This window comes from Cellulomonas sp. JH27-2 (assembly GCF_014837175.1).
Classification (GTDB): domain Bacteria; phylum Actinomycetota; class Actinomycetes; order Actinomycetales; family Cellulomonadaceae; genus Cellulomonas.
The window spans coordinates 427,586-442,677 of sequence record NZ_JACYFR010000001.1 but is presented as its reverse complement, the minus strand read 5'-3'; the positions used below and the strand labels follow the sequence as shown (position 1 = coordinate 442,677).

Here is a 15,092-nt window from a genome sequence, read left to right as displayed (position 1 = left end):
CCGGTTCTCGGCGTCGCCGGTCGCCGTCAGCTCGTGACGAGTGCTGCGTGATGCCGGTCGCGCTGCCACAGCGCGAGCCCGCCGACGAGCGCCGCGGTGGCCGACGCGACCAGGACGGCCAGCACGATGTGCTCGTCGTGCGCGCTGCCGGAGCCGAACGCCAGCTCGCCCACCAGCAGCGACACCGTGAACCCGATCCCGCCCAGCAGGCCGACCGCGAGGATGTCCACCCAGGTCAGACCGGGCGCCAGGGACGCCCGCGTGAATCCGGCGACGAGCAGCGTGGCGGCGAGGATGCCGATGGGCTTGCCGAGCACGAGGCCCAGCGCCGTGCCCTGTGCGACGGGGTCGTGGACCGTGTCGCTCAGCACGCCCGCCGAGAACGTGATGCCCGCGGCGAACACCGCGAACACGGGCACCGCGAAGCCGGCGGAGATGGGCCGCCAGCGGTGCTCCATGCGCTCGGCGATCGAGTCGTCGGGCAGCTCGGGCAGTCTCAGCGCCCTCTGCGTGGCCTCGGGTGTCGCCGGCACGACGAGGCCGAGCAGGACGCCGGCGATCGTCGCGTGCACGCCGGACGCGTGCACGAACGCCCAGGCGGTCACGCCCAAGGGGACCAGGAGCCACGGCGTCAGGACGCCGCGGCGGACGGCGAACCAGAAGACGACGACGGCGGCGAGCCCGGCCAGCAACGGGCCGAAGGAGACCTCGTCGGTGAAGAAGACCGCGATGACGATGATCGCGAGCAGGTCGTCGACCACGGCCAGCGTGAGCAGGAACGCACGCAGGGAGTTGGGCAGGCTGCGCCCGACGATGGCGAGAACGCTGACCGCGAACGCGATGTCCGTGGCCGTCGGCACTGCCCACCCGCGCAGGTCGCCGCCGTCCTGCAGGTTCACGAGCGTGTAGATGGCCGCGGGGGCGACCATGCCGCCGACCGCCGCGACGATCGGCACGATCGCCGTCGACAGGTTGCGCAGCTCGCCGGCCACGATCTCGCGCTTGAGCTCGAGCCCGATGACGAAGAAGAAGATCGCCAGGAGCCCGTCGCTGGCCCACGCGGCGATGCTCAGGTCGAGGTGCAGCGCGTGCGGCCCGATCACCGTCTCGGAGACCGAGTCGTACAGGTCGGGCAGCAGGTTGGCCCACAGCAGCGCGACCGCGGTGCCGACCAGCAGCAGGACGCCGCCCGTGCGTTCCTGGCGCAGCGTGTCGAGCAGGTTGCGCTCGCCGCCGGGCGTGAGGGCGGAGAACAGGCGGGTGATCGGACGGCGCACGTGGGCTCCCAGGGGCAGGCTGACGGGACTGCCGACCAGGCTTCCCGGCTCACCGGGTCACACCGTACCCGCTGCTCAGGCGTCCGCGGGCTCCACGTCGCGCGTCTCCGCTGCGGCGCGGCGGTCCTTGGGCGGGTCGAACCGGTAGCCGACGTTGCGGACCGTGCCGATGAGCTGCTCGTGCTCGGGCCCGAGCTTGGCGCGCAGTCGTCGGACGTGGACGTCGACCGTCCGGGTGCCCCCGTAGTAGTCGTAGCCCCAGACCTCCTGGAGCAGCTGGGCGCGCGTGAACACGCGGCCCGGGTGCTGCACCAGGTACTTGAGGAGCTCGAACTCCTTGTAGGTCAGGTCGAGCGGTCGGCCGCGCAGGCGGGCCGTGTAGCCGCCCGCGTCGATCGTCAGCTCGCCGGAGCTGATCTCCTGCGGGGAGTCGTCGTACGACGACGTGGCCGCACGCTCCATGACGAGCCGGAACCGCGTCTCGACCTCCGCCGGGCCGGCCGACTCGAGCACGATGTCGTCGACGCCCCACTCGGCCGTGACGACCGTCAGGCCGCCCTCGGTCAGCACCAGGACCAACGGGACCGTCAGGCCGGTCGCGCGCAGCAGCCGGCACGTGGTGCGGGCCGTGACGAGGTCCCGCCGCGCGTCGAGCACGACGATGTCCGCGTCGGGCGCGTCCACGAGGGCCGAGGGCTCGACGGGAAGGACCCGGATCCGGTGCGACAGCAGCCCGAGCGCGGGCAGCACCTGGGCCGAGCCACCGGGGACCGGGGTCAGCAGGAGCAGTTCTGCCACCTGGGAACCTCCACGCAGGGCGGTTGGGGGTCGTGCGAGTGGGCACACGGTACCGCTATGTGGCCGACACACGACGACGCCATCCATTGCGTGCCGGTCATCCGGACGTCATCCGGACGTCATCTGCGACAATCGCTGGCGTGAATCCCCGCTGTTCCTCGTTGTCCGCGCGCGCCGTCGGCCGTGTCGTCGACCCCCGGCGCTCGTCGGTGGACGGGCGGTAGGCGCCGGTGCAGCTCGCTACCCGTGCGGTCGTCACGGCGGTCCTGGCCGCCCTCGTCGCCGTCGCCGGATACGTCGGCGGGATGCCGGTCACGATCGCCTCCGCCCTGCTCGTCGTCGCGGTCGCCGTCGGCTGGCCCCCGCTCGCGGGGCTCCCGTTCCCCGTCGGTTCGTCCGTCGTGATCGGGCTCGGCGGCCTCGGGGCCGTCGTCGCCGTGCAGGCGACCCCCGACCAGCCCTACCTCCGCGACCTGCCGCTCGTGTTCGCCGGCTCGATCCTGCTGGCGTTCCTCAACGAGCTGGTCCGCCGGGACGGCCGGCCACGCCTCGTCGAGTCCGTCGCGGGAACGGTCACCGGGACCCTCGTCGCGGTCGCCGTCGCGGGCTGGGTCGCGATCGGACGGACGCCTGGGGGAGAGCCTCTGGTCGTCGCGGGTGCGCTGGCCCTCGCGGTTGGTTCGGCGGTCGTCGCACTCCCGCTCGCTGCATGGCTCGGCGCCGTGGTGACCACCGCGGCGGCAGCGGGTGCGGGTGCTGCCGCCACTGCTGCGCTGCCCGACGTCGACGTCGTCGCCGGCCTGCTGCTCGGGGCAGCCGTCGGCATCCTCGTCTCCACGCTGCACGTGCTCTTCGACCGGCTCCCCACGCTCGAGCGGCGCCTTCCTGCCATCGCCGCCGTGTCGCTGCCCGTCACGGTGACCGGCATCCTCGTCTACGTCGTCGGGCGCGTGCTCGTCGGCTAGAGCTCGTCGGCTAGAATCCCGACGTGCTCCGTCTGGTTTTGGTCCTCGCCGTCCTGGCGGTCGCGACCGTGCTCGGACTCTGGTGGCGCTCCCGCAACGGGCGGTTCACGCCCGTCGAGCGCTCGGTCCTGGACCGCGCAGCGCGGCTCGATGTGGCGGGGCTCCCTGTCTTGTCGGGCACGACGTCGTCCGAGTCCTCGGCGCCGCGGACCTCGTCGGCTCACGCAGGGTCGTCCGGACCGGCGGTCGCGAGCCGCGTCGATTCCTTCGTGACGCCTGACCAGCTCGGCGTCCCGCTCGGCGCGACGGCGACGTTCCTGCAGCTCTCCAGCGAGGTCTGCACCCCTTGCCGTCGCACCCACGCGGTCCTGACCGCGCTCGCGGACGAGCGTGACGGGGTGACCCACGTCGACCTCGACGTCGCCGAGCACCTGGACCTGGTGCGACAGTTCGACGTGCTGCGGACCCCCACCGTCCTGCTGCTCGACCCGGCCGGCGTCGTGGTCGGCCGCATGTCCGGCGCCACCAGCCGCGCCCAGGCGGTCGGGGCGCTGGACCACCTTCGAACCCCCGAGGAGAGCTCGTGACGGACACTCAGATCGACCCGCGCGGACCGCGGTTCGGAGCGGCGCTGACCGCGGTGCTGCTCGTCGTCGTCCTGCTGCTGGGGACCGGTACGGCCGCGGTGGTCCTGCTGGCCGTCGTCGCCGTGTCGTTCGCCCTCGGTGTCGCCCGTGGCGTCCAGGGGACCTGGCAGGCCGCGGTGTTCCGCGCGCTCGTCCGCCCGCGTCTCGCGGCGCCGACCGAGCTCGAGGACGCCCGCCCGCCGCGGTTCGCGCAGCTCGTCGGCTTCGTGGTCACGGGTGTCGGCCTGGTGCTCGCCCTGTTCGGGGTGTCCGCGGCCGTCCCCGTGTCGGCAGCGATCGCCCTGGTCGCCGCGTTCCTCAACGCCGCCTTCGGCCTGTGCCTCGGCTGCGAGATGTACCTGCTGGGCCTGCGCCTGCGCTCCCGGTCCGCCTGAGTGGCGGCGCGAGAGCTGCTGCCGCTCCGACGAAGCCACGGGAGAAGGATCTTCGTCAGAAGGGTGGCGGGTCGTCGGTGTCCGGGCGCGGTGGGACCGGGCGCGGGGGACCGACGTGCTGGAGCTGCGCCGGCGAGAGGTGGATCGGGATCGGGGACCGGGCGTAGGTGATGCCTGCTGGGCTGGTCCAGACTGCGTTGCCCGTGACCGGGTCGCGGCTTGCGTTCCATCGCTTGCGGGTCTTGAGCTGATGGTGGTGCTTGCACAGGGCCTGCAGGTTCCGCGCCGTGGTCTGGTGCTCGGCCGGCCGGTCGGGGTCGAACGGCTCCACGTGGTCGATCTCGCAGCGCCGGGCGGGCTGCTGGCAGCCCGGGAAGGCGCAGGTCACGTCGCGGGCAAGCACCGTGCCCGACAAGTCCGCGCCGGGCCGGTACGTGACCCTCCCGCGCTCGACGAACGTGTCGTCGGACGGGTCGGTGAGGATGCGGCGCCACGTAGCGTCCTGGGCGAGCTCGCGGGCCAGGTCGGCGGGGATCGGGCCGTACCCGGCGAGCTCGCCGGGCAGGTCGTCGAGACCGAGCAGCGTTCCGGCGCCGACCGTGACCTGCAGCGACGTGCGCTTGCCGTGCCGGGTCGGGACGGGTGTCCCGTCGGGCGTCCGCCCCGAGTCGAGGATGCCGTTGAACACCGCCGCGAAAGCGTCAGCCCGACGTTGGTCGATCGTCCGGTCGTCGCGGACCCATCTCGCGCTGTCCGCGCCAGCCGTTCCGTCTGCGTCTGCTCCGCCGTTCGACCACCCTGTGCCGTTGGCCCCGGCGACTCCGCACGAGCCACCACCGACGTGGCCTGCGAGGGCATCGATCGCCGTGAAGGCCGCGACCGCGTCGGCCGCGGGAAGCAACGCCGAGATCGACGCCATCGAGTCGTTGATCCACTTCAGCTCGACGGACCTCTCACGTCGAGCACGCTTGGCGCGCTCCTTGCTGCTCGCGGGATCGACCGTCAGCACCAGGCGGCGGATGTGGCGGACCAGTTGCGGAGCGGTCAGACCCGCACCCGCCTCGGCGGCCAGGGCGACGACCTCCGCTCGCGTGTCCGCGTCATCCAGGACGACCGTCTCCTCCAGGATCACGTCGACCTTGCGTGCGTCGAGGGTCCCGGCCCGCAGCGCGTCGCCGAGCAGCGGGTGCTCGCCGATCCCGGCGGCACGCGAGGTGATGATCTGGGCGGAGCGCCCCGTCATGACCAGGGCGCACGCGAGCTCGTCGTCGACCCCGTCGCCCAGGCCCGTGTCGCGCGCGAGCATCTCCCCGACGGCCTGCGCCTGGTACGCCGTCGCGATCGCGATCACCTGTGCCCAGCCCGCCGCCATTTCGACGAGGTCGAACGCACCCACGTCCGCGACCTCGATCTGTGCGAGCCGACCGGCGATCTCGGCCGCCGATGCGGGCACCGGGAACGTCGGCAGCGCACGGTCCGGCCACTCGGGGACGAGCGCGGCCGGCCCGTTCGGAGCCTGGAGCGTGGTCCGCCGGGAGGCGGCGTCCACGGTGCGTCGGCTCGACGTCACGAAGCCGCCAGGAGCATCCGTCATCGCCATGCACCCCCTCCACGTAGGCGTCTTGCCGAACCACCTCGACTCGAACAAGTGTACGAGCGGTCCGAGTGAAATGCCAGACTTGTCCACATGGGGGACGGTGCCGTCGGCCCGCCCCGCGGGCGCGATGTGGGCAACCGCAGGAGGAGCGGCCTCAGTACACGAGCGCCTGGGCGTCGTCGGCCAGCGACTCCTCGACGAACACGGCGGCTCCGGCGATGCGGACGCCCGGCAGCACGTCGTCGGGCGCGATGCCTCGTCGGGCGGCGCACTGCGTGCAGACGGTGACCCGCCCGCCCTCCAGCACCACGTCCAACAGGTCCGCCAGAGGCGTCGCGTGCTCGAGCGTGAGCTCGGCAGCCCGCCCCGGCACCCCGAACCACGCGGCCTCGCCGGTGAGCCACAGCGACACGTCCGCACCCGCGGCGACGGCGGCCGCGGCGACGGTGAACGCCTGGTTGCAGGCCTCCGGTCGGTCCAGCCCGGACGTGGTCTTGATCACGAGTGCGCGCACCGGAACAGCCTAGGGGTGCGTCGTCGTTAGGATCGGTGCATGACTGGACTCGAGGTCTTCTTCATCGGCCTGCTCGTCGCGGCGACCCTGACCATCGGGTGGATCTCCTGCCTGGTCGTCTACAAGCTGCTCAAGGGCCAGCGCTGACACACCCTGCGCGCTGAGCCTGCTCGAACCCGTGGAGGCACCCGCATGACGTTCGCCATCCCCGACGGCCTCGCGCCCGAGGTGTACCCGCTCGCATGGCTCGTGGGCCGGTGGAGCGGCGAGGGCGTGGTCGGCTACCCGGGCATCGAGGAGACGGCCTTCACGCAGGAGGTCGAGTTCTCCCACGACGGCGGGCCGTACCTGGCCTACACGTCGACCATCCGTCTGGTCGTGGCGCCCGACGACGCCGCCGCGATCGACGACCCGCAGAACGAGGGCGACGGACCGGTCTGGTCCACCGAGTCCGGCTACTGGCGCGTCCCGCCGGAGCGGCCCGACGGCCTGGACGAGGCGAAGTTCCCGGTCGAGGTGCTGCTCGCCGACCCGTCCGGCCACGTGTCGGTGCTCGTCGGCGAGGTCGGCAACGGCCGCATCGACCTGGCCAGCGACCTCATCGCCCGCGTCCCGTCCGGAGCCGACGTCAGCGCCAGCAAGCGCCTGTTCGGCCTGGTCCACGGCGACCTGATGTGGGCGCACGACATGGCCGCGTTCGGCAACCCGATGCAGTCGTACGCGTCGGCCAAGCTGGCCCGCGTCGAGGCACAGGTCGACGAGTGACCGACACCGCTGCGGACACCCGCGCGCCCAGCCCGCTGCTGCGGCGCCGGGGTGCGGTCGGGGGCGTCGGGCCCGACGAGGGTGTCGCCTGGCACTACGGCGACCCGACGGCCGAGCAGCGTGCGCTGGCCCGCGGGGGAGCGGTCGTCGACCAGTCGCACCTGGGCGTCGTCACGGTCACCGGACCCGACCGGCTGACCTGGCTGCACTCGATCACGTCCCAGGAGCTCACGGGTCTGGCCCCGCGGACGTCCACCGAGCTGTTGGTGCTCAGCCCGCAGGGGCACGTCGAGCACGCGGCGGGCGTCGTCGACGACGGCACCACCACCTGGCTGATCACCGAGACCGCACCCGCGCTCGCGGCCTGGCTGGACCGGATGCGGTTCGCGCTGCGGGTCGAGGTGGCCGACGTGACCCAGCAGTGGGCCGCGATCGGCGAGCCGGTCGACGCGGAGGGCGGCGCCGACGAGAACGTGACGTGGCGCGACCCGTGGCCGACCGTTGCCGCCGGCGGGACGCGTTACGGTCCGCCCGACGACGAGCACCCGGGTGCCGACCGTCCCTGGCGGCTCGTCCTGGTTCCGCGCGACGAGCTCGTCGAGCAGATCGCCGCGCGCGAGGCCACCGGCTGGAGGGTGGCCGGCACCTGGGCCAGCGAGGCGCTGCGCGTCGAGGCCTGGCGGCCCCGCGCCGGCCACGAGGTCGACCACCGCACCATCCCGCACGAGCTCGACTGGCTGCGCACCGCCGTCCACCTGCACAAGGGCTGCTACCGGGGCCAGGAGACGGTGGCCCGCGTGCACAACCTGGGCCGGCCCCCGCGCCGGCTCGTCATGCTCCACCTCGACGGGTCCGGGCATCTGCTGCCGGTCCCCGGCGCCGAGGTCCGTGAGGTCGTCGACGGTGAGCCCGGCCGGGTCGTCGGGCAGGTGACGAGCGTCGCGCGGCACCACGAGATCGGCCCCGTCGCGCTCGCGGTGGTCAAACGCTCGCTGGCGGAGGACGCGGCGCTCGTGGTCGATGGGGAGGCCGACGTCGTCGCGGCAGCCCAGGAGACCGTCGTGCCCGGTGAGGGCGTGACGCAGGACCGACCCGGATCGCGCGGCCCCCTGATGCGCGGGCTCGGCCAGCACCCCATGCTCGGACCGTGACCGACAGCTCCGCACGACTCACCGGGCGCGACCTGCGCGTGCTCGGCGAGGCGCGCGTGAGCCAGGGCTGGGCCCGGGTCCAGGCGGCCTGGTTCCCGATCCTGCAGGCCGCGGTCGCCGGCGGTATCGCGTACGGGATCGCCCACTACGTCGTCGGGCACCCCATCCCGTTCTTCGCGCCGGTCTGCGCGTGGATCGCGCTGGGCTTCTCGATGGACCGTTCCGTCCGCAAGGTCGCGGAGCTGGCCGTCGGTGTCGCCATCGGCGTCGGGCTGGGCGACTTCGTCGCACACCTGATCGGCCACGGGCTGTGGCAGATCTCGCTGGTCCTGTTCGTCGCCGCCCTGCTCGCCCGGTTCGTCGACCGGGGCGTCATGCTCACCACGCAGGCGGGCGTCCAGTCGATCGTCATCGTCGCGCTCCCCGCCACCAGCGGCGGCCCGTTCGGCCGATGGGTCGACGCGGCGATCGGAGGTGCGATAGCCCTCGCCGTTGCGCTCCTGACCCCCAACGACCCGCGCCGCCACCCCCGTGACCTGGCCCGACGATGCGCCGCGGAGTCCGCCGGCGTACTGCACCTGTTCGCGCGCGGGCTGTCCGAGCGGTCGCTCGACGACGTCGAGGACGCGCTGCGTCGGGCGCGTGCGACGCAGCCCCTGCTCGACGAGTGGAAGTCGGTGGCCACCAACGCGCACGAGCTGGCACGCGTCTCGCCAGCCGGCCGCAAGCATCGCGGCGAGCTCGCGGCCAGCGCGGACTCGGCGATCCTCATGGACCGCGCGGTCCGCAACACGCGGGTGTTCGTCCGGCGTGCGCTGGCGCTCCTGGAGACCGAGGCCGTGCACGACGTCACCGGCGTCGCCGCCCGCGTGGACGGGACGGCACGGGCGGTCGACGAGCTGGCCGCGGCCTTCGGCGCCGGGCGCGACCCGCAACGGGCGCGCGAGCTGCTCACGACGATGGCGCGCGGGCTGGACCCGTTCGTCGTCGAGCCCGACGACTGGCAGGTGCAGTCGCTGGTGCTGCTGCACCGCTCCCTCGTCGTCGACCTGCTCGAGGCCGCGGGCGCGTCACGGCGCGACGCGCGCGAACCGCTGCCGGAGATCTGACCGGGTCCGGGGTTCGGTACGGTCGACCGCATGGAGGTCGCTGTCAGCGCGTTGCGCGCGGAGCTCAAGGGGTGGATCGAGGCTGCTCGGTCCGGCCAGGACGTCGTCATCACCGAGCGAGGCATCCCCGTCGCGCGGTTGTCCGGCATCGAGTCGGCGGACCTGTTGACGCGCCTCGAGCGCGACGGGCTGCTCAGCTCGCCGTCCGCCGAGCGCGCACCGGCCGCGGGCGAGCAGGGTCGGGTCACGCGACCCGTGTCGGGGCTCGTCCGCCGGTTGCGGCGCTGACGTGGCGATCGTCTACCTGGACACCAGCGCGCTGGTGAAGCTGTGCGTCGCGGAACCGGGCTCCGACCTGGTCGCGGCGCTGTGGGACGGTGCGGACCTCGTCGCGACCTCCCGCCTGGCCGACGCCGAGGTGCGGGCGGTCCTCGCCGCGGGCGCGCGCTCCGGCGCGTTGGAGCCCGCGCAGGCGCGGACCGCGATCGCGGCGTGGGAGCGGCTGTGGCCGGGGCTGCACGTCGTCGAGCTGCACGACGTCATCACCGCGTCCGCCGCGACGCTCGTCGGGACCCACCCCCTGCGTGCCGCCGACGCGCTCCACCTCGCGTCCGCCCTGATCCTGCGCTCACCGGACCTCGTCGTCGCCGCGTGGGACGAGCACCTCGTGGCCGCGGCGCGTGCGGAGGGCCTGCGGGTCCTCCCGTAACGGCGCCGATCTCTCGTAGGCTCTGCGTGTGGTCGCCACCTTGCAGGTCGTCATCTTCTTCGTCTTCATGTTCGCCATCTTCGTGCTGTCGGCGTGGGCGTTGATCGATCTGCTGCGCCGTCCGGCGTCCGCATACACCTCGGCCGGCAAACTCACCAAGGGCAAGTGGGGTGCCATCCTGGGCGTCGCGACGGCTGTCTCGTTCGCAGCCGTGCCGTTCCCGACCGGACTGCCTCTGTTCCCGTTCTTCCTCGCGCTCCTGTGCGCCGTCGCCGCCGTCGTCTACCTCGTCGACGTCAAGCCCGCGGTCGCCCCGTACTCGCGTCGGCGCCCCCCGTCGTCCGGACCCTACGGGGGCTGGTGAGGGCCGCGTGAGCGTCGACTCCGCCGCGGTCCCGCTCGCGCGGGTGGTGCGCGGGGACCTGGTCGAGTCCGTCCACCTCGGGCACCTGGTGGTCCTGGCGCCCGACGGCAGCGTCCGGCTCGCGCTCGGTGACCCGGACGTCGTCATCTGGGCGCGCTCGTCGCTCAAGCCGCTGCAGGCCGTGGGCATGCTCAGCGCGGGGCTCGACGAGGACGGCGAGCGCCTCGCGCTCGTCTGTGCCAGCCACAACGCGGAGCCCGGCCACCTGTCGGTCGTGGAGGGAATCCTCGCGTCGGCGGGCCTGGGCGTCGATGCGCTGCGCAACACACCCGACTGGCCGCTCGAGGCGGATGCCGCGTTCGAGCGCCGGGCGGCCGGGCACGGCCCCGAGCCGCTCACGCAGAACTGTTCCGGCAAGCACGCCGGCATGCTCGCGACGTGCGTCGCCGCCGGCTGGTCGACCGACGACTACCTGCACGTGGAGCACCCGCTGCAGGTCGCGCTTGCGGGCGCCGTCGCGGACCGGACCGGGGTCGCGGTCGAGCACCTCACCGTCGACGGGTGCGGTGCGCCGCTGTTCTCGACGACGCTCGTCGGGCTCGCGCGCTCGTTCGGCGGCCTGCGCACCGACGAGGTCGGGACTCGCGTCGCGACCGCGATGAGCGCGCACCCGTGGCACGTCGCCGGCTCCGGGCGCGAGGCGACCCAGTTCATGGCAGCCGTGCCCGGCCTCGTCGCGAAGGACGGCGCCGACGGTGTCTACGCCGCCGGCCTGCCCGACGGGGGAGCGGTCGCGTTCAAGGTGCTCGACGGGTCCTCCCGCCCGCGCCCGGCCGTCCTCGCCGCGGCGCTGGCCGTCGCGGGGGTGGACGCCGGGTCGCTCGGTGCGACGCCCGTGCTCGGTCACGGGCTGCCCGTGGGGTCGGTCGAGGCGACCTTCGGCCCTGCCGCATGAGGGCGGTCGTCCAGCGCGTCACGCGCGCGGCGGTGACGGTCGGCGGGATCGTCGTCGGGTCGATCGATGCGCCCGGCCTGCTGGTGCTCGTCGGCGTGACACCCGGTGACGGGGCCGCCCAGGTCGAGGTGATCGCCCGCAAGGTCGCCGAGCTGCGCATCCTGCGCGACGAGCAGTCGGCCGTCGACGCGGGTGCGCCGATCCTCGTCGTCAGCCAGTTCACGCTCTACGGCGACACCCGCAAGGGCAGGCGTCCGACCTGGAACGCGGCCGCGCCCGGTCCGGTGGCCGAGCCGCTCGTCGCGGCCGTCGTCGCCGCGCTGCGCGAGCGGGGCCTCCACGTCGAGACCGGCGTGTTCGGTGCGGACATGGCCGTCGAGCTCGTCAACGACGGCCCCGTCACGATCCTGCTGGAGTCGGTCCCGGACTGAGCCCGAGCGCACACGCGGCGAAGGCCCCTCGGAGTAAGCGTCCGAGGGGCCTTCGTCTGGTCGCAGGCCTGGTTGCCGCCGGCAGGGGCCGGCAGCAGGCGCCGCGTCGACGGTGCGGCTGAGCCCCGGCACCCGACGGGTCCGGCGAGCCGGACCGCCGTGGGCGGGACCACTGCGATCGACCTCCCGGTCCGTAGCAACCCCCGCGGCGTCGCCCGCGGTCCGAGCAGGTTGCCCCGCCCAGGATGGTCGCCCGTTCTCCGGTCGGCCCGGCCGCGACGGGCCTGTCTCCGTCGGTCTGCCGGCTCCCCGAGAGGGGCCGACGGGCCGGTGGTTCTCGATCCGTCGAGGTCGATGAGGAAGTTCTAGTCCTGCCCGGAACGGGCCCGCAAGAGGTTCGCAGGACCAACTTTGTCCACCGCCTCGTCCACACCGTGATGCACAGGTTCACCTGCATGAAAACGGTCTGAACACACCCCTGTGGACCAAATTAGTGGATAACTCTCGTGTCGTTCACCCGTCCGGGCGCGCGCGCTCGCTACCGTTGTCGCAACGAGAGCCCCGCGGTGTAAGCGACCGCGGGGCTTCGTACGTCTCGACGCCCGCCACCGGTGCTGGACATGATGGGTCCATGCGGATCGAAGCCGTGCAGGGTGACATCACGACGCAGGACGTCGACGCGATCGTCAACGCCGCCAACTCCGGGCTGCTCGGCGGCGGTGGGGTGGACGGCGCGATCCATCGGGCTGCCGGGCCGGGCCTCCTCGAGGCGTGCCGAGAGCTGCGGCGCACGACACACGTCGACGGGCTGGCCGTCGGGGACGCGGTCGCGACACCGGGCTTCGACCTTCCCGCGCGGTGGGTCGTCCACACCGTCGGGCCCAACTGGCACGCGGGGGAGCGGTCGACGGCCATGCTCGCGTCGTGCTTCGTGCGCTCGCTCGAGGTGGCGGTGAGTGTCGGCGCGACGAGCGTCGCGTTCCCCGCGGTCAGCGCCGGCGTCTACGGGTGGGACGTCGACGAGGTCGCGCGCATCGCCGTCGCCGCCGCGCGCGCCTGGCAGAACGGTGCCGACGACTCGTGGGAACCCGAGCACCCGCACCCCACGGGCATCGAGCTGGTGCGGTTCGTGCTCTTCTCGTCGGACGCGTTGACGGCTTTCGAGGCGGCGCTGGACGCCTGAGCTCGAGCGTTCGTCGGGCGGTGGACCCGGCGGTGAACGGCACGCCGCGTGAGACCCGGCGTGCCGTTCACCGCCCCGTCCATCGAGCGGCGGGACCGCTCAGCCGACCGGCTCCAGGGCCGCCGGCTGCGCCTCCGGTCCGCCGGGGGCCGGCGCGTCGGACGAGTCCGGACGGCGGGACAGGGCCGACGGCCACCACATGCGCTTGCCGATGTCGAGGTTGAGCGCGGTCACCAGCACGGATCGCACGACGAGCGTGTCGAGCAGCACGCCGAACGCCACCGCGAACCCGATCTCCGCGAACGCGACCAGCGGCAGCGTCCCGAGCACCGCGAACGTCCCGGCGAGCACGAGCCCCGCCGACGTGATCACGCCGCCCGTCGCGGCGAGCCCCAGCAGCGAGCCGCGGTGGTGACCGATCCGCAGCGCCTCCTCCCGCACGCGGGTCATGAGGAAGATGTTGTAGTCGATCCCCAGCGCCACCAGGAAGACGAACACGAACAGCGGGAAGCCGACGTCCACCCCGGCGTAGTCGAACACGTGCCGGAAGACGAGAGCCGAGACGCCCATCGCCGCTGCGAACGACAGCACCACCGTCCCGATCAGCACCAGCGGCGCGAGGACCGCCCGCAGCAGCAGCACCAGGATCAGGAACACGACCAGCAGGATGATCGGCATGATCACCACGGTGTCGCGGGTCGCGGCGCGTTCGACGTCCAGGTTGACGGCGGTGGTGCCGCCGACGAGCGCGTCCGCGTCCGGCACCGCGTGCACCGAGTCGCGGACCCGGTCGACCGTGTCGTAGGCCTCGTCGCTGTCCGGCTCGGAGGTCAGCGTGCCCTCCATGTAGGCCGTCCCGTCCTTCACGACCGGGTCGGTCACGCTCGCGGCGTCGATGCCCTCCGTGCCTGCGAACGCGGTCTTCACCGCATCGGCCTGGTCCGCGTTCGCGACGACGACGACGGGCGTGCCCGCCCCGGCGGGGAAGTGCGCCGCCAGCACCTGCTCGCCGACGACGGACGGCTGCTCGGTGGTGAACTGCTGCTCGGTGGTGAGCGTGGTGGGGTTGAGCTGCACGACGCCGACGGCCGCGACCAGCAGGATCGCCGCGGTCCCGATCCACGTGCGCCGGGGGTGCCGCTCGATGCGGCCACCGACGCGCGCCCAGAAGCCCGTCTCGGTGGGCTCGCGGTCGCCGACGTGCGGGACGCGCGGCCAGAACACCCACCGCCCGACGAGCACCAGCAGCGCGGGCAGCAGCGTGAGCATGACGGCCAGCGCGACGACGATGCCGATGGCCGCCACCGGCCCGAGGCCCGCGGTCGAGTTCATCGACGCGAACAGCAGGGCGAGCATGCCGAGGGCCACCGTGGCACCCGAGGCCAGGATCGCCGGCGCGGCCCGGTGCAGCGCGACGGCCATCGCGGCGTGCCGGTCGCTGTGCCGGCGCAGCTCCTCGCGGTAGCGGGCCGTCAGCAGCAGGGCGTAGTCGGTCCCGGCGCCGAACACGAGGACCGTGAGGATGCCTGCGCTCTGCGCGTTCACGGTCAGGTCGACGGCGTCGGTCAGCAGGTAGATGACCGCCTGCGCGACGGTCAGCGCGACGCCGGCGGAGACCAGGGGCAGGACCCACAGGACCGGGCTGCGGTAGGTGAGCAGCAGGATGACGATGACGACGCCCGCCGCCGCGTACAGCAGAGTGGAGTCGATGCCGGAGAACGCCTCGGACGAGTCGGCCGCCTGGCCTGCGGGGCCGGTGACGTAGACGTCCGTGCCGGCGGGCAGCCCGTCCTTGGCAGTCGCCTTGAGGTCGTCGACCGCGTCCGCGGCCAGGTCCCAGCCGTCGGAGCCCAGGTTCAGCGGGACGACGACCTGTGCGGCCTGCCCGTCCTTCGACGGGATCGGCCCGACGACCTTGCCATCGAGCGTGTCGAGACCTGCGAACTGCTGCACGTCCGCCTGGATCGCCGCGAGGTCGTCGGGAGTCAGGCCGTCCGTGTTCTCGTAGACGATGACAGCGGGGATGGTGTTCTCGGAGACGAACGTGGACGCGGCCTCGACCACCTGGGTGGACTCGGCCTCGCCCGGGAGCCAGCTCGCGGCGTCGTTGTCCTGCGCTCCGGAGAGCTTGCCGGCCAGCGGGCCGAGCAGGGCGACGACGACGAGCCAGAAGGCGACGACGACGAACTTGGCGTAGCGGTGGGTGATCCATCCCGCGACCTTGGACATGGTTGTTTCCCCTGATGACGACGT

17 protein-coding genes are annotated in these 15,092 nt (G+C 73.2%); 12 read left to right on the top strand and 5 right to left on the bottom strand.

The features are described from left to right. Window positions 1-26 precede the first annotated feature (26 nt). Both nhaA and IC607_RS02070 read right to left on the bottom strand, forming a co-directional pair. Window positions 27-1,277, bottom strand: coding sequence for a Na+/H+ antiporter NhaA (gene nhaA / locus IC607_RS02075; protein WP_191785323.1), 1,251 nt, complete (start codon window positions 1,275-1,277; stop codon window positions 27-29). A gap of 75 nt (window positions 1,278-1,352) precedes the next feature. Further along, on the bottom strand, window positions 1,353-2,075 hold the full coding sequence (locus tag IC607_RS02070) for a response regulator transcription factor (protein ID WP_191785322.1): 723 nt from the start codon (window positions 2,073-2,075) through the stop codon (window positions 1,353-1,355). A gap of 230 nt (window positions 2,076-2,305) precedes the next feature. Here IC607_RS02070 and IC607_RS02065 point away from each other — a divergent pair, with 230 nt between their 5' ends. Genes IC607_RS02065 through IC607_RS02055 form a run of 3 tightly spaced genes read left to right on the top strand, consistent with a single transcriptional unit; the run spans window position 2,306 to window position 4,061 of the window. Next, a complete protein-coding gene (locus IC607_RS02065) occupies window positions 2,306-3,040 on the top strand; it encodes a hypothetical protein (RefSeq protein ID WP_191785321.1) in 735 nt (244 codons plus the stop codon). Between the two features lie 23 nt (window positions 3,041-3,063). Then, the gene (locus tag IC607_RS02060; RefSeq protein WP_191785320.1) at window positions 3,064-3,627 is read left to right on the top strand and encodes a thioredoxin family protein; all 564 of its coding nucleotides are present in this window, start codon (window positions 3,064-3,066) and stop codon (window positions 3,625-3,627) included. Continuing rightward, window positions 3,624-4,061, top strand: a complete 438-nt coding sequence (locus IC607_RS02055) for a DUF4395 domain-containing protein (RefSeq protein ID WP_191785319.1) — start codon at window positions 3,624-3,626, stop codon at window positions 4,059-4,061. Before IC607_RS02060 ends, IC607_RS02055 begins: the two co-directional genes overlap by 4 nt. Before the next feature lie 55 nt (window positions 4,062-4,116). On the opposite strand, the gene IC607_RS02050 is transcribed toward IC607_RS02055, so the two are convergent. Further along, window positions 4,117-5,655 carry an HNH endonuclease signature motif containing protein gene (locus tag IC607_RS02050; protein WP_191785318.1) on the bottom strand — a complete coding sequence of 513 codons (1,539 nt, stop codon included), beginning with the start codon at window positions 5,653-5,655 and terminating at the stop codon, window positions 4,117-4,119. A gap of 157 nt (window positions 5,656-5,812) precedes the next feature. Then, window positions 5,813-6,172, bottom strand: a complete 360-nt coding sequence (locus IC607_RS02045) for a DsrE family protein (protein ID WP_191785317.1) — start codon at window positions 6,170-6,172, stop codon at window positions 5,813-5,815. A 192-nt stretch (window positions 6,173-6,364) separates the two neighbouring features. Between IC607_RS02045 and IC607_RS02040 the strand changes: the two genes are divergently transcribed. From IC607_RS02040 to IC607_RS02000, 9 genes are all read left to right on the top strand, one after another. Next, entirely contained in the window at window positions 6,365-6,937 is a 573-nt protein-coding gene (locus IC607_RS02040; protein WP_191785316.1) for an FABP family protein, read from the top strand. After that, entirely contained in the window at window positions 6,934-8,088 is a 1,155-nt protein-coding gene (locus IC607_RS02035; protein ID WP_191785315.1) for a folate-binding protein YgfZ, read from the top strand. The genes IC607_RS02040 and IC607_RS02035 overlap by 4 nt, the downstream gene beginning before the upstream one ends. Next, a complete protein-coding gene (locus IC607_RS02030) occupies window positions 8,085-9,197 on the top strand; it encodes an FUSC family protein (protein ID WP_191785314.1) in 1,113 nt (370 codons plus the stop codon). Before IC607_RS02035 ends, IC607_RS02030 begins: the two co-directional genes overlap by 4 nt. Window positions 9,198-9,227: 30 nt before the next feature. Continuing rightward, window positions 9,228-9,485 carry a type II toxin-antitoxin system Phd/YefM family antitoxin gene (locus IC607_RS02025; protein ID WP_191785313.1) on the top strand — a complete coding sequence of 86 codons (258 nt, stop codon included), beginning with the start codon at window positions 9,228-9,230 and terminating at the stop codon, window positions 9,483-9,485. Between the two features lies 1 nt (window position 9,486). Next, window positions 9,487-9,906 (top strand): type II toxin-antitoxin system VapC family toxin, encoded by a 420-nt coding sequence (locus IC607_RS02020; RefSeq protein ID WP_191785312.1) that lies wholly within the window; start codon window positions 9,487-9,489, stop codon window positions 9,904-9,906. 28 nt (window positions 9,907-9,934) lie between these two features. After that, a complete protein-coding gene (locus IC607_RS02015) occupies window positions 9,935-10,270 on the top strand; it encodes a DUF2516 family protein (protein ID WP_191785311.1) in 336 nt (111 codons plus the stop codon). A gap of 7 nt (window positions 10,271-10,277) precedes the next feature. Further along, on the top strand, window positions 10,278-11,225 hold the full coding sequence (locus tag IC607_RS02010) for an asparaginase (RefSeq protein ID WP_191785310.1): 948 nt from the start codon (window positions 10,278-10,280) through the stop codon (window positions 11,223-11,225). Continuing rightward, window positions 11,222-11,656, top strand: a complete 435-nt coding sequence (gene dtd, locus IC607_RS02005; protein ID WP_191785309.1) for a D-aminoacyl-tRNA deacylase — start codon at window positions 11,222-11,224, stop codon at window positions 11,654-11,656. The genes IC607_RS02010 and dtd overlap by 4 nt, the downstream gene beginning before the upstream one ends. Before the next feature lie 631 nt (window positions 11,657-12,287). Then, window positions 12,288-12,839, top strand: a complete 552-nt coding sequence (locus tag IC607_RS02000; RefSeq protein WP_191785308.1) for an O-acetyl-ADP-ribose deacetylase — start codon at window positions 12,288-12,290, stop codon at window positions 12,837-12,839. A gap of 99 nt (window positions 12,840-12,938) precedes the next feature. On the opposite strand, the gene IC607_RS01995 is transcribed toward IC607_RS02000, so the two are convergent. Continuing rightward, the gene (locus IC607_RS01995) at window positions 12,939-15,068 is read right to left on the bottom strand and encodes an MMPL family transporter (protein ID WP_191785307.1); all 2,130 of its coding nucleotides are present in this window, start codon (window positions 15,066-15,068) and stop codon (window positions 12,939-12,941) included. Window positions 15,069-15,092 lie beyond the last annotated feature (24 nt).

Excerpts from the sequence above, each read along its gene's own strand:
- IC607_RS02025 (WP_191785313.1), top strand. The coding sequence starts at position 9,228 with ATGGAGGTCGCTGTCAGCGCGTTGCGCGCGGAGCTCAAGGGGTGGATC.
- IC607_RS01995 (WP_191785307.1), bottom strand. The coding sequence starts at position 15,068 with ATGTCCAAGGTCGCGGGATGGATCACCCACCGCTACGCCAAGTTCGTC.
- IC607_RS02000 (WP_191785308.1), top strand. The coding sequence starts at position 12,288 with ATGCGGATCGAAGCCGTGCAGGGTGACATCACGACGCAGGACGTCGAC.
- IC607_RS02050 (WP_191785318.1), bottom strand. The coding sequence starts at position 5,655 with ATGACGGATGCTCCTGGCGGCTTCGTGACGTCGAGCCGACGCACCGTG.
- dtd (WP_191785309.1), top strand. The coding sequence starts at position 11,222 with ATGAGGGCGGTCGTCCAGCGCGTCACGCGCGCGGCGGTGACGGTCGGC.
- IC607_RS02040 (WP_191785316.1), top strand. The coding sequence starts at position 6,365 with ATGACGTTCGCCATCCCCGACGGCCTCGCGCCCGAGGTGTACCCGCTC.